Annotated in this window: 10 protein-coding genes; all 10 read right to left on the bottom strand. The window is 42.2% G+C overall.

Annotated elements, in window-relative coordinates; genetic code table 11:
* Positions 1-71: 71 nt before the first annotated feature.
* The 10 genes from AB8M93_RS11810 to sov all read right to left on the bottom strand — a co-directional run bounded on the left by AB8M93_RS11810 (position 72) and on the right by sov (position 14,910).
* Positions 72-440, bottom strand: a complete 369-nt coding sequence (locus tag AB8M93_RS11810) for a cytochrome C oxidase subunit IV family protein (RefSeq protein WP_373057876.1) — start codon at positions 438-440, stop codon at positions 72-74.
* A 17-nt stretch (positions 441-457) separates the two neighbouring features.
* Positions 458-1,438 carry a cytochrome c oxidase subunit 3 gene (locus AB8M93_RS11805; protein ID WP_373057874.1) on the bottom strand — a complete coding sequence of 327 codons (981 nt, stop codon included), beginning with the start codon at positions 1,436-1,438 and terminating at the stop codon, positions 458-460.
* Positions 1,439-1,482: 44 nt separating this feature from the next.
* Complete coding sequence (locus AB8M93_RS11800) at positions 1,483-2,064, bottom strand: cytochrome c oxidase subunit 3 (RefSeq protein WP_373057872.1); 582 nt, start codon at positions 2,062-2,064, stop codon at positions 1,483-1,485.
* Positions 2,055-2,957 (bottom strand): heme o synthase, encoded by a 903-nt coding sequence (gene cyoE, locus AB8M93_RS11795; protein WP_373057870.1) that lies wholly within the window; start codon positions 2,955-2,957, stop codon positions 2,055-2,057. Before cyoE ends, AB8M93_RS11800 begins: the two co-directional genes overlap by 10 nt.
* An 89-nt stretch (positions 2,958-3,046) precedes the next feature.
* Positions 3,047-5,182: an energy transducer TonB gene (locus tag AB8M93_RS11790; protein ID WP_373057868.1), complete on the bottom strand. Its 2,136-nt coding sequence runs from the start codon at positions 5,180-5,182 to the stop codon at positions 3,047-3,049.
* Positions 5,183-5,300: 118 nt separating this feature from the next.
* Entirely contained in the window at positions 5,301-6,023 is a 723-nt protein-coding gene (locus AB8M93_RS11785; protein WP_373057866.1) for an energy transducer TonB, read from the bottom strand.
* A gap of 111 nt (positions 6,024-6,134) precedes the next feature.
* Positions 6,135-6,884, bottom strand: coding sequence for an energy transducer TonB (locus AB8M93_RS11780; protein WP_373057864.1), 750 nt, complete (start codon positions 6,882-6,884; stop codon positions 6,135-6,137).
* A 24-nt stretch (positions 6,885-6,908) separates the two neighbouring features.
* Positions 6,909-7,304: a VanZ family protein gene (locus AB8M93_RS11775; RefSeq protein ID WP_373057862.1), complete on the bottom strand. Its 396-nt coding sequence runs from the start codon at positions 7,302-7,304 to the stop codon at positions 6,909-6,911.
* Positions 7,294-7,674 carry a glycine cleavage system protein GcvH gene (gene gcvH / locus AB8M93_RS11770; protein ID WP_373057860.1) on the bottom strand — a complete coding sequence of 127 codons (381 nt, stop codon included), beginning with the start codon at positions 7,672-7,674 and terminating at the stop codon, positions 7,294-7,296. Before gcvH ends, AB8M93_RS11775 begins: the two co-directional genes overlap by 11 nt.
* Before the next feature lie 63 nt (positions 7,675-7,737).
* The gene (gene sov, locus AB8M93_RS11765; protein ID WP_373057858.1) at positions 7,738-14,910 is read right to left on the bottom strand and encodes a T9SS outer membrane translocon Sov/SprA; all 7,173 of its coding nucleotides are present in this window, start codon (positions 14,908-14,910) and stop codon (positions 7,738-7,740) included.
* Between the last annotated feature and the right edge of the window lies 1 nt (position 14,911).

The following is a 14,911-nucleotide window of genomic DNA, read 5'->3' as shown; positions in this document are numbered from 1 at the left end:
TTCTTCACAAAAGCTGTGCAAAAATAAAAAGACGGCTTTTAAAAACCGTCTTTTCTAAAGGATTTAACTTTTTAAAAGTCCCATTCTATATAGCCTTTCTGGTAGACCTGGTAGATATAGTAGCCCTCGTTAAGAAGGATAAAAATAAGATAAATTACCAGGAATATTGCGGTCCATACAATCACCCTTCGCAGCCATTTCTTTTCATGCTCCAGGTGCATAAATGCCCAGACGATATAGTAAGCTTTATAAAGGGTAAGGATAATGAATATCCAGTTAAGGATAGACATATTTACCAGATGGTTATCCACCAAAAATTCTGGTTTGATAATCCCAAGAATAACTTCTACCGTGGTGATAACAGACAAGATGATAAATACAGACCAAATTCTTTTGGTGCCTGCATCCTGATGATGATCATGTGTTGTATTGTGTGCCATTTTCTAGTGCTTCAGAATTATACAAGATAAAAGAAGGTAAAAACAAATACCCAAACCAAATCTACAAAGTGCCAGTACAGCCCCACTTTTTCCACCATTTCGTAAGTTCCGCGGCGCTCATAGGTACCAAGCACTACATTTAGAAAAATGATAAAGTTAATCACCACTCCAGAGAATACGTGAAAACCGTGAAAGCCGGTAATAAAGAAAAAGAAATCTGCAAACAGCGGCGGACCGTATTCGTTGTGGGTAAGATTAGCGCCTTCTACAACACCTACGGCTTCTGTGGCCATTTTTTCTAAAGATTCTTCACGGGAAAGAATAATCTTTTCCCCATCTTCTCCTACATATCCTGTTCTTATAAGCAAATTATCATTAGCCAGGAATCCTGCCCTTACTTCTTCCAGGGAATATGAAGGAAGGCCGGCGCCTTCTTCAAACCAAATCCCTTCATTTTCATCATGTTCTATTCTTGCTGAAGCCTGGTCTATGGCAATTTCTTCCAGAGCCACTCGTTCTCCTTCCCCATCAACAATTTGCAGGATATTACCACCTGTTGTGGTAACCGCACCATATTCGCCACTAATAAAATTTGACCATTCCCATGCCTGTGAACCTACGAAAATAAGCCCTCCAATAATGGTAAGCAGCATGTAAAAAGTAACCTTCCCCTTTTGCATATGGTGACCGGCATCTACCGCAAGCACCATGGTTACAGAAGAAAAAATAAGAATAAACGTCATTAATGCCACATAATACATGGGAGCATCTACCCCGTGTAAAAATGGAAAGTGGTTAAACACCTCATCTGCAATAGGCCAAATATTGGCAAATTTAAATCGGGAGAAACCATAAGCGGCCAAAAATCCTGAGAATGTAAGTGCATCGGAAAGAATGAAGAACCACATCATCATTTTCCCATAGCTAGCACCAAGCGGCTGATTGCCGCCACCCCAGGTTTTACCCTCGGTGCCTGTTCTAACAACAGTAGCTTCCATAGAAGAATTTTAATTTAAGTGATGCGCAAAAATACGCATTTTTATTATCTAAAGAAATATAAAAACACAAACAGGTAAATCCATAGAAAGTCCACAAAATGCCAGAAAGTCGCACCCAGCTCTATTCCAAGCATTTGCCCTTTACGGTAGCGTTGTTTAAAATGGTTATAAATTACAACAAGAAGCACTATCAAACCCGCCGCCAGATGGGCAAGATGCGCCACTACAAGAATATAAATAAATGAAGTAGTGATATTACTCTCACTACCTGTAAAGTAATACCCCATCGCTACGATATCTGTAAATCCTTTAAACTGGAAAACCATAAACAAAATAGCCAGCACAAGGGTTCCAATAAGCAGGGCACTGCCGTTCTTACGTTTTCCACCGGCGATACTTTTTCTGGCAAGAAAAAAAGTAATACTGCTGGCTGCGATGGTAAGGGTACTCCATATAAAAGCCTGGGGCATTTCAAAATCAGTAAGCCAGTCTGGGCGGGTTTTGCTAACCACGTAAGCACTGGTAAGGCCGGCGAACATCATCACCATGCTAATAATTCCAAACCAGAGCATCATTTTTTTCGCGCGGTTATGTTTATTATTTTCTGAACCTTCTGTTAAATCCATTGTCTTAAAAATTTATCCAAAACATATATTATCTGAAGCAGTGTGATATAAGAAACACTGGCGAACATCAGCTTTTTTGCGGCCTTTTTAGTTCTCTTCCTGTATAAGCTGAAGGCATAGTAGAGCATACCCACTCCCAGCAATAAAATTAATCCTGCGGCAACGGGCGTAAGATAAAGCCTTCCGGTAACGCCGAAGGCAGGAATTAAAGAAACAAGTACCGTCCAGATACTATACAACACCACCTGAACTGCTGTACCTTTATCCCTCTTCCCGGTTGGCAGCATAAAAAACCCTCCTTTTTCATAGTCGTCATACAACCACCAGCCTATTGCCCAAAAATGAGGGAACTGCCAGAAGAACTGAAGCATAAACAGCGTCCCGGGCTCTATGCTGAAATCTCCCGTAGCGGCTACCCAGCCCAGCATAAATGGAATTGCGCCGGGAAAAGCCCCAACAAATACTGAAAGTGGGGTTTTTGTTTTTAAGGGCGTATAGACACTTACATAAAGAAATATACTTATGGCCCCAAACATGGCCGTCTTTGGATTGATAATGTAAAGGACAATTAATCCAAGAATGGTAAAAACACTGGCTATGGTAAATGCGGTGGTGACTGACATCCTTCCCGATGGAAGCGGGCGATTTTTGGTACGATCCATTAAAGCATCCAGGTCCCGCTCGATAATCTGGTTATATGCATTGGAAGCACCCACCATTAGGTAACCGCCAATAGAAAGCAGAAGTACCGTTACAAAATCTATAACCTCCGCCCCTAAAAAATATCCCGCCACAGACGAAAAAACCACGCTTATCGCCAGCCGCATCTTTGTTATTTCTTTAAAATCTGACAGTACCGAAACAGAGGAAGTATGTGTACGCGCGTTGCTCAAAAAGGGCATTTTTCAATTGGCGCAAAGATACTCCTTAATTAGGTTTTGGCAAGGGTCGAAAAATGTTAATTTTCAGAAGGAATTATTCCCTAATAATCATAGTACCAATTGAAAATATCGGTCCTGATTCCAAAATTCAGCCACGTGGTGGAATTATCAAAATGAAGCGGGGTTTTTACCTGTGTATCCAGGTTTCGGTATATAAAACTTCCGTAGAACTTTAAATTAGTCGCGGGATTGATAATATATCCGGCTTCAAGTTCAGCAAAAAAAGAATTTGCAGTATTTCCCTGTCCAATTACCACCCCGGTATCAAAAGGCCTGTCATTATAACTCCGGTAAATATCCCCTCCGTAAGAAAAAGTATCTGTTCCATCATTAAAATCAAAACCTCTTTTCCCGTAGATAAATTTCGCGTTCCCGTAAAGACGTTCCTTTTTATACCTTGCAATGGCGATAAATTCGCGGAAATTAGCACCCCACAGATGTGCCAGAGACTGGTTATTATGCCCGTAATTTAAAACCACTTCTTTATTATGGGAATAGGTATATGGGCGTACCTGGTTATATTCTGCCTGTAAGTAAAGGTTTGGAATATTGAAGGCATTGTAATATTTCACGCCAATCTGGTAGCCAAGTTTATTTTTCCAACTCTGGGAAGTCCCGAAAATATCTCCGGAAGAAAATTCATCTATCACCCATTGCCCATACATATTTACTTTATCGCTCCATTTGTATTTTGCAGTAAGCCCAAGAATGGCATTTCCTCCCCGGGCTCCGGTGGCAAATTCTATGGCCCGGTAGAAAATCACGGGGTTCAGGTAATTAAGATCAAAGCCACGGTCATTATCATTTTGCCAGACTACAGATTCAAAAAGACCAATGTTAAAACGCTTGGCAAGGTTAAGGCTCAAATAATGATTGGCCATATATTTTGTCCTGAAAGAACCGTTGGCAGTCACCTCAGGCCGCACATCTCTTAAGGACATCCAGGTGTTTGTATATTTTAATTTCCAGAAGGTGGTGGAAAGCCGGAAGAACGGGTAAGGGGAAGCCACATCACTCATCAGCAAAGAACGATATCCATCTCCTATAAACGTTTTGCCATGTCCTAACTGAAGATTAAAGTATTTATTTGGGGAATAAGACAGATAACCTTCAGCAACCGGATAATCGTAACCGCCATTCATAAAAGGTTTGGCGATTCCCCTGCCCGGAACAATAGCTGGATCCCCGCCATCTGGCCGGATAGATTCCGCATAAAAATTATAATATTCGGCAAAACGGCCCTGGTTTTCGTAAGCGACCGCATAAAAATTAAGATTGCCGCCCAAACCACCGTTAAGAATAGCCATCCTGGAATTATTATAGGTAAAGTCGTAGGCGGTTTGCTGAAAATCCTTTCCAATTTGAAGGTCCAGTCCAAAGTCTATGGTAAACCAGTAGTCTTCAGTTTGAAATTGCACCAGATGTTCATTCCAAATTTTTCTTCCCACCCAGGTGGAGGTATTTTTAAGCAGTTTTTCCTGTTCAGCTTTAAAGTTATAATAAGGAGCAACTTCAGAATATAAAAAAGGTTTGGAGCCGGTATGGGTATTCGTCCCAATCCTGTTCATTTGCGCATCGAACCTTGTGTACAATTCATGAGAAAGAGGAATATTAAGATGGCTCTCCAGCCCGGGATTAGTAAATTCTATGGGCTCAATCAAATCATATTCCTCCAGCACTTTTTCATCCTGCGCCTCAACCTGAGGCTTTTCATTTGGAATTATCGGTTCGTCTTTTTCTGTTCTTAAAGGTATTACCTGCGGTTCCACATGACGATCCAAGGGAATTTTCACCGGCATTCTAAACTGCATATAAGTGGGTTTCCCATTGTAGGTAGCAGGCTGAACCCGGGGTAGACTATTAAATACCCTCTCCATTTCCTCCTTAAGTTCATTATAGGCAGCATCAATATAAATAATTTCAAACCTACCTTCCCTGGTGACCTCAAAAAGAACCACCATAGTGCCTTCATAGCCTTTTTCCATAAGGCTTTGGGGCACCACAAAATTATTTAAGACAAGATCTTTAAGATTATTCCTGAAGCAAATGGAGCGCTGCTGAAAAACCACATTTTCACACTCCGGAAAAACCGGCGGAAGTTCTGACCCAGAGATCACTTCCTGGCAGAAAAGAGTATTTGAAAAAAGTAAAACCGAAAGAAGTAAAATATACTTCATAAGTCATTGGGGCGAAAGGTTAGACCGGCGAAATATACATTTTTTTTAATAGTCTTACTTTTTGAAAATAAAAAATCCCGGCTAAAACCGGGATTTTCAATTCAATATTGTAGTAAATTTAGTCCTGCACCTGGAAGACTATAGGTAAGGAATACATTACCCCTACTGCCTTGCCACGTTGTTTACCAGGCTGCATGCTAGGCAATTTACCTATTACCCTTGCTGCCTCCTGCTCTAACCTTGGGTGAGGAGCACGGGAACGTATTTCAGTAATCTTACCATTTTTGTCGATTTTAAACTGAACGATCACACGGTTTATACCGGAAAGTCCAAGTTCTCCTCCAAGATCTTTATCAAAGTTCTTGTTTACAAACTGACTAATCTTTTCACTCATACACTTTTTGCGCTGGTCGTTGTTGCTTAAACCTTCGCATCCAGGGAAAATTGGCACGTCTTCAATAACGGCAAAAGGCACATCGTCTATCTCTTCTTCAACAGGAGCCTCAACCACTTCCTCTACCTCTACAATTTCATCCAGACTGGTTTCTGTAGACTGGATTTCATCCTCTTCTACTTCTTCCTCATCTTCCACTACCTCGATAATCTCCGGTGCCGGTGGTGGAGGTGGAGGTGGTGGAGGTGTGTTTTGTATTTCGGTAATTGGCACTTCTTCATCATCTAGAGCGTCCATATTTACCTGGCCTATGTCAATATCTTCCCTGTCATAGGTCTTCCATTCTATGGCCTGCCAGGTAATAAAAAGAACTAATATTAGCCCTAACTGAAGGAAAAGAACACTTCTTCTTCCTAAATCTGCTTTTGGATTTTTCTTAGGTTCCATGGTTATTAATTAATAAGAATTGCTAAAATAAATATTTTTTCTAAAAAACTAAACTAATCCTGAAGAATATAGTATTTAAAATATACTCCTCTTACGGATTATAAGTTGATGTTAATCCTGCACTTTAAAGCGTATTGGAATGCTGTATGAAACAGGAACAGCTTTACCGCGCTGTTTTCCAGGTTGCATAACCGGTAATTTCTCAATCACCCGCCTTGCTTCTTCTTCCAGTGCCGGATGAGGGGCACGGGTTTGTATTTGTTCAATTTCACCGTTTTCATTAATCACAAACTGAACAATTACACGATTTATCCCGCTTAAACCCAGTTTTGCTCCTAAAGAGGTATCGAACTCCCGGTTTATAAAGCTACTGATTTTTGAACTCATACAGCTTTTCCTGGCCGCATTGTTATCAAGTTTTTCACAACCGGGAAAGATTGGCACAAATTCAATCACCTCAAAAGGAACTTTTTCAACCGGTTCTTCGGTATCAGGATCTTCTATATCGCCAACTTCGGGTAAAACTCCCAGATCTGTGGGATCAATTTCACTTGGCTTTATATCATCTTCAGCTTCAGGATTCTCATCATCTGTTTTTTTGTATGTATCCTGAACCGGGTCCCGCGGCGCCTTTGGTAAAGGTTCCGGCAGTTCATGTTTAATGGTCACCACCGGTGGAGTTTCCTCTAACTTAAAAGTATCAAAATTCATTCCTAAAGACTTATTATTGTCTTTTTCTGAAGTATAGGTTTTCCATTCAATTGCATTAAGAGTTAATAATAAAACAAGGATAAGTCCTATCTGCAGGAACAATACCCATTTACGGCTTAGATCAGCCTTTGGATTTTTCTTGGGTTTCATAAAAATGATATTTGGTTAAAAGCACTAGTTTAACTTCCGCCTTAACCTTTTAAAAGGCCCTTCAAGAAGAGCAAAGATCAAGACAGCAAGTAACACACCAGTAGAATTGGCCATAATATCGAACCAATCGGGATCCCTGTAGCTGGTGAGGGTTCCCTGAAGAACCTCAATTAACATACCAAATAGTATAGAGAGGCCAGAAATCCAGAATAAATTTGCTTTGTAATTTAGTTTATCCCGTGAAGAAATAATAAAATAGAGCTTCCAAATACTTACCAGCAATAGGTAAGCAGTGGCATGCAGCATTTTATCTGTGGGATTGAACGAGCCCACACTTATTTTCCCCAGTTTTATAAGGGAGAAATAAGTGAGGGCGGTAGTATAGATACCAGCGGCTAAAAGGGAAATTTTAGCTACCAACAATCTCTTTATATTCTTCTGCTGAAAGCAGGTCGTCCAGTTCAGAAGCGTCAGAAAACTTAATTCTTACCATCCAGCCTTCTCCAAAAGGATCGTTATTTACTTTCTCCGGCTCATCTTCCAGACTGGTGTTGAACTCGATTATTTCTCCGGAAAGCGGTGCGAAAAGATCTGATACGGTTTTTACTGCTTCTACCGTTCCAAAAACCTCTTCCCTGTCTAAAGTTTCGTCTACGGTTTCCACCTCAACATAAACAATATCTCCCAGTTCTCCCTGCGCAAAATCTGTTATCCCTACAGTGGCAATGTCTCCTTCTACCTTCACCCACTCATGGTCTTTGGTGTACTTTAATTCTTGTGGAATATTCATAGCATGATTTTATATGTTCGCAAAGTTAATTTTTTAGCGCAATAGTTCAAACCCGCATAATACTTAATTTCCGAAATTATATCTTAAAGTTATTCCTGATCTTATTGTGGTTTGTGGAAAGGCGGTAGAAACGGCATAATCAGAAAAATTATGTTCATAATAAAACAGCGCGGTAAGGTTACGGCTAAGGGCATAATCTGCCGTAAAGCCTATGGACCATATATCCTGGCCTGCCACTACCTGGCTATCTTCCAGATCCAGGTACCGGATAATGGTTTTATTCTTTCGCAGGGAGAGATCTCCTTTAATGTTAAGGTCACTACTTAAAATACGGTTGCGCCCGCCAAATTTTGTAGCGATTTTCAGGTCTCTTATCCGGTAACCCAGGCCCAGGATATATTCATTCCCCTGAACCTCAGTAAGCAGGTTATTGTCAAAACTAAAAGAAAGCGCACGGTCTTTCTGAACTTCAGCCAAAACCTGAATAGCATCTTTGGTTTCAAAATCCACTCTTATAAGCGGGGTAAACAACTCGGTTAATACCACATTAGAAATAAGTACGGGATTTTTAAAATCGCCTGCCTGATTGGTTTCTTCAATATTATCCGGATCATAATCCAGATTGGTCTGAAACTGGTTAATGGTATAATCGGCCTGGTAGCCGTGGCTCATCGAGAATCTTCTGAAGGTGTCCCTAAACCATTCCAGTCTCATAAGTCCGGTATATTTTATGGCCCAGTTAGGCAGCGGGAAACTTCTAAAAATGCCTAAATCAACATCTCCCGCATTTGCCCCGGAATAGGCAGCGAGAAATGCAGGGAGCAAAACCGCCTGGTTGGTTTTGCCTACACCCAGCGGGTAGCCCTCTTCATCTACATCATTTGGATCCAGGCCTCGCTCCTGAGCCAATCTTCTCGCAATTTCAAGCCTGTTCTGTCTAAAGCTTTCAAAATTTGCTGATGATTGTTCATCGCTTTGGTTAAATGCAGTGCCAATTAACAAAGTGGAAATACTAAAGTTTCCATAAGTATAGGGTGTTAAAGGCTGGTATGCTAAGGTCTGGGGATCTACTTTATAATTTTCTGTAAAAGTTTCGGCATAAGCTCTTCTTGCACTAATATCTATGGTTAAATCTGGCAACAGGCTTACCGAAGATTGTATATCCAGCTGCGTATTTGTGACGGAAGAATACTGCTGGTTGAATTCCTGGTATAAGGTAAGCCAGCCCCTCCTGGCAGCCATGTACCTCACCTCATCCTGTAATCCAAATGTAAAGCCTGTAGTAGGTTTTAAAGTTCCCATAAACCCGATACTTTGCGTATAACCCGGCAAAAATATCCCCTGATTTTTCCGGTAGTTCACCTGTATGGTTTTAATAGCCGTGGCGATATTTACAAAAGTGTTCCAGGCTTCATGCCCCTTTGCTTTTTCCTGCTCCGGCTGTGGCTTCTGCCCCTCAGGATCGCGTGTGGCCTCAGGGGTTGGCACACCGGCGCTTCGTTCCCTGATACTGCGTTTTGCGGCAATTTTTTTCTTCTCCACAAGCCCTACATAATCGTACAACTCCTGCATGCTTAAGTTAGCATTGAGCTGGTGAGCATTAGAATTTTGGATACTGTTGCCAATATCGGGAATCCCTTCCAGGTCTTCATAAATTTTAGAACCTCTCTGCCACTGGAAATCGCCTGTATAAGAATATGTTGCTTTTATAAAGCTTAAAACCGGAATTTTATCCAAAGGCAGTTCATAATTTACCTGCAGGCTCTGGTAATGCAAATTAGGTTCGCCTATACTGAAGAAATCGTCCCACAGGCCAATACTATTATCTACAAACCCCTCATTATCAATATAATTTCTTATAATCCTGTTGTTGGAAGCATTAAAATTAAAACTAAGGGACCTGGTAAGGTTATAATTAACCCCGTACTGCCAGTCGAACAAATAATTTCTCTGGTACAGGGTTGGAATCCCTATATCTTCATCTGAAAGATCCAGGGAACGGAATTTCTGTGCATTATACTGCCTGAAAATAGTCGCGCTGGCATTAATGTTTGACGGCAAAAGATTAAAGTTGAAATCCTTTAACGGATTAAAATAATCGCTGCTGTCTAAAGCCGCAATATTTTTGAAAGGTTCCACTTCCTTGGGAACAAAATTGAATTCATAGGTTCCTCCTACTCTAACATTTTTGTCCAGGCCATCTTCAATTTCAAAATCCCGGTGATTAATCTGGTTGTAAGAAGTTGAAAAAGCAAAATTCTCAATATCGTAAGGCATGGGTTTGGCGTCTCCCATACGCTCTTTCCGTAAACCAATTACATTTATACTCTGGCGTTTGGTATAGCTTTGGGACTGCTGTTTTACCCTTTCCCTTTCTGCCGGATCTTCAATCGCGGCAAGCCTGGTATCCAGCTCTAAATCCAGGTATTCCTGGTCATATTTTGGAGTGATCAATTCTTCCCCTCTGCTGTAATTTAACGGAATTTTAACTCCCCACTGTACCGGCAGCACCTGTCCCACGTTCACATTGGTCACTACGTCGTACTGCTGCAAATCTTCCCTGCTTCTCTGGTTTGGGCCCTGTTCTATAGAACCAAATCCCACGGTACTTCTTCTTCCTGTAGCCGAAACATTGGCAAAATCGGCCAGATTGGTATCCATATTTACTATTCCTGCCCAGCCTCCTTCATTATTTAATCCTGAAAGCCGCAATTCGTTAAACCATACTTCCCCGCAAAGGTCCTGAACTCCCTGGGTACTGGTACCGTTTTTAACTCCCAGCATAAGCATACGGATGTTTCCAAAACTTGGATTTCCTTTTATACCAATGCGCAGCCGGCCTGTTTCATAATCGGCTTCTTCATCAGTCAACTGTATGTCTTCCGTAAAAAAGTTAACTTCAGTAGTATTTAAAGAAGGGTCACCTAGAACTGCAGTTTTCACCTTCTGCAATAAATCCAGGGATAAATCCAGCTTATTTACCTCCGGCCAGATTTCTTCCGCAGTAAGGGCATCAAACTGGGTGGGAGACAATGGCACTTCAATCTGGTAATAATTTTCAGTAAAATCTGTTCCCATTCTTATAAACGCGACAAGTTGCCCGTCCTTCAGGGGAACTTCCCCTAAAAATGATTCGGCGTGAAGAAACATTTCAAGCCTTTCATATTGCCGCATATCCAGCTGAAAATTTTTATAAACCGCCCGTGCATCCTGAGGTTCCAGATCACAAACACGAATAAGAAGGGACTGCTCATTTTGCCTGATATTGGTATTCCCTTCATACAATTGCTCTCTGATCACACCCGGCGGCAGGACGTATGGGATAGGCTCCCTGTTTTCATTTTCTTCAATATTGACGGCGGCCACTTCAAACAAGGTATTGGAATTCGCCGGGGCAGGGCTTTCTTCATTCAGGCTTTGGGTGTATCTCCTGTAATCTCCCCTTACAAGATCCATAGTTCCAAATCTTAAAAATGTAGGATCCTCAAAACCGGTAAGGTACATCCTCATAAAGCGGATAGAACGGAAATCGGCAATACCACCCAACGCCTCTGTAGGCTCGTAAATAGGAATTTTAAACTGAAGCCACCTTACCGGCAGGTCCTGCCCGTTTTGCATAGTGGTAGTGATTTCCCGAACATCTGTTATATACTGGTTATTGGCGATGCCCATGCCCGGAAAGAAAGGAATTTCATACTCAAAATAGCTGTTAATAGTATTCATCGTATTGTCCCTGTTGATATCCTCGGTGGTTGGAAGGGTGGTATTTCCCCGGCTGGTATTGCCAACATTTGTGGGGGAATTGCCCTGGGTATTGTTGTAATTGAGATATCTTTCCACAATCCCGCCATCGGTATTGAGGAAATATTCATAATTATCTGCAGAAGGGTCTCCTGAACCGGCAAACTGAGGAAAAAATTCAGCCTCGGCAGCATCCAGAAGTCCGTCGTAACCCGCATCCTGGTTCACCCGCGCCTGCCCTTCAGAATCAAAGGCATACACCAGCGACTGGTCTGCAGGGACTTTGGCGAAATTGGTCAAAATTGCATTTTGCGCTCCCCCGTCTTCAGAAAGCCCGTTTTCATATTGTTTCCTTCCGTCCTTTAGTACATCTTCGGAAATATTTCCCAGGTTAAATACAATTTTACCACCGGAATTATTCCTGTTTTCCCCATAAATGTAAGGGTCCATCACCCAGAATTGAATAAACTCCACATTGGATTGTTCAAAATTGGTTGTGTTGATGCCCCGCATGATCCCGCCAAAATTTTCCTGCGGATTTGGTAGCGTTTCTGTGCCCGCAGCGGCGGGGTTATAATTATAAGATCCCCTTTGCTCCGGAAAATAGGAAACATCCATGGTATATAACACCTGCGGCTGCCCCTGTACCACATCGGTATTCGGGAAAATTTCACTCAGCGCCACCCGCCTTGTCCTGAAATCGGAAAGGTCTGCATCACTAATCCCGGCCGGCCTGTTACTGCTGTAAAAAATAGGGTCTATGGTGTACCAGGCCATTTTTGCCCTTTTAAAGCCATATTCTATCGCGCCGTTAGCCACCTCTCCTCCAAAACCAAGCGGCACACTGGAAAGTTCCCAGTTTAACGGGGAGTTTATATCTATGGAAGTTTGTGAAGCCTCAAAATCGTCTACATAAGTGGTCACTTCTCCTTCAAAATCACTGGCATTTGGCGCCCCGGGCAACAAATAGGCAAATTCCCCCCGAATGGAAAGATTAGACTTTACATCGGTATCTACGTTTGGCAATTTATTCACCAGCCTGGTTAAAAAGGGAACTTCCGTAGAATAATTAAGGTTAAGGCCTAAAATGGTATTATTGATAGGTTCGTAGCTGTAACTGGATTTTTGGGTGAGTGGTTTCTCCTTCAGGTTAAGAAAAGTCCCGCCCACCAGAAAATTTTCATTGATGAGGTGCTCCACATTAATTCCTGTAAAACGCTTGGTTTGCTGGCCAAAAAGCGCATTATTTTCAGTATTTACCTGAATGGGAATATCTGAAGCCAGCAAGGCTTCATCTAAAATCTGCACCCTTCCCAGCTCATAGTTTACCACATAATCTACCCCTTCCTGAAGCACACGGCCTCCCGCAGTAACCGTAACAGAACCCTGGGGCAGGTTAAAGCCAATAGGAATCCCTTCTATTTCTCCGGAAGTGTAGCGGCCTTTTAACTGGAACTTATTTTTATCGGCTTCTTCCTGTTCTGCCTGCGTTTTTGTGGTGCGGTAAAGTGCCCGGAACACATACTTTTGCTGATTCTCATTCCAGGTGGAAGGCACCTCATAAAGTTCGTTCCCGTTATTTGGAGTAACATCCAGTTTGTTGAACAAATACTCTCCAAAAGGCTCTACGGTGGTAAAGATGATATTCCCGTTTTCGGGATCTATGGTAATTCCCGGCACATAATCAAAAAAGCCATCCCCACCATTTATCGGGTCGCCGTTGGTATTTAGCTTATCGAGCCTAAAAACACGAAGCAATGGTGTTTCCTGTACATCTTCAGGCAAAGGGACTGAAGCATCTGCGGCTGGTTTTATATAGTTGAGCGGTTGTGGATCTGTATATAAAATGTTCATCCTGAAATCTTCCCGCTCTAGCTGGTAGCCCCCGAGACTGTAGATGTTTTTCATCATGAGGTCCCAGATGGGTTCATTTACGTTGGTGATGGTACTCTTCAGCAGTTTCACCACCAGGTTTCGATTAGAGCGAGGGTTGGCGTCGGGATCATCATTAACGCTTACATCCCCGGTGGCATTAACCCCGTCATTGGCAAATTCTCCCACCTGGTAAACTTCGCCGTTTACGGTATACTGAAAAGCCACCGCCAAAACCTCGTCATTGCTCAGCCGCTGGTTAAGGGAGATGTAGCCAAGCTGAGTATTCAGCGTAAATTCGTTTGGCTTGAGCTGGCGCGCATTTTCGAGTTTCACATAATCTGTCCCTTCAGAAACTGTTACTCCGCCAAAACCCTGGTCTACAGTAGCCACGTCCCTAATAGCCGGGGTTAAAATGGACTCTGAAGTACCCGTAATTCCAAAAGGATTAAAGTCATTATTATCATTATCGGGAAATGCACCGGGCGGCACATTAAAAAATCCGGCCGGGGGAGTTTCAAGTCCTATATTCCCCGGAATGTTGCTTTCCCCCATATCCTGGATTCCCACGATATTGCGGGTATCCTGAAGATTTTGCACGTTATTGGTACGATTGGTCACCCATACCTGGATACGTTTTATCTGGATATTGGTATTTATAAAAGGATAATTTTCCAGCGCCTCGTTATAATGATCGCGGAAGTAATGTGCCAGGAAAAAATGCCGGTCCTGATCGTAATCCAGGATAAAACGTTCAAAATCTTCAACAGTAGCCCCTCCTTCAACATTTACCGTACGCCGCTCTGACTTTTGTTCTGAAAAAACACCCGTAATAGTTGTTTTTCCAAACTGAAGCTGGGTCTTAAATCCAAAAAGGCTTTGCGCTCCCTGGATTAATGCGGAATTAAGAGGCATATTTACATTACCTACCTCAATTTTTCTTACAATATCATCTTCAGTAGGGGTATATTCAAGTTTTAACTGATTTTGAAAGTCGAATGTAGACTCGGTATCATAATTAGCGGTAACCCCTAATCTTTTCCCAATCCGGCCCATTAGGCTAAGGCTTATCCGCTGGTCAAAATCAAAGCTCAGATTACTGCGATTGCGGGGAGAAAAAGCGGGATTATCCTGTTTGGTATAAAGCAGCCCAAGGTCCATTTCCACCGTTCCCTGTGGCACAATATCTATTTCGGTCCCGCCGAAAACGCTTTCAAAAAAGTTATTGTTTACATAAAAATCCGGCAGCAGATCTTTCTGAATTTCTTCAGCGCCTTCCTTATTCCCGGCAAGCGCGTCATTCTTCAGCTTAAAATAATTCTGCATTTCCTCCTTCAGCACCAGGTCTTCATATTCTTCAGGAGTAAGGATTAGCGGAAGGGAGAAATTGATATCCCCCAGCGTTCGTTTGTATATGTATCGGTCCAAAACAGGGTCATACTCATATTTGGTTACAATGCTTTCAGGATCCGGCAGGGAAATTTCCCCTAAAACAAAACCCGTTTTTGTACTATCCTGCGGGGTTTGCTCCTCTTCCTGGGCAGAGAGGTTGAAAGAAATTACTAATAGCAACACTAAGGTAGACCATCCCGATGTTGGCAATTGCAAGTAATTATTCTTCAAA

It is taken from the genome of Autumnicola aciditolerans, assembly GCF_041679265.1.
GTDB lineage: Bacteria > Bacteroidota > Bacteroidia > Flavobacteriales > Flavobacteriaceae > Autumnicola.
The sequence above is the reverse complement of the archived record's forward strand: the minus strand, read 5'-3'. Positions and strand labels throughout refer to the sequence as shown.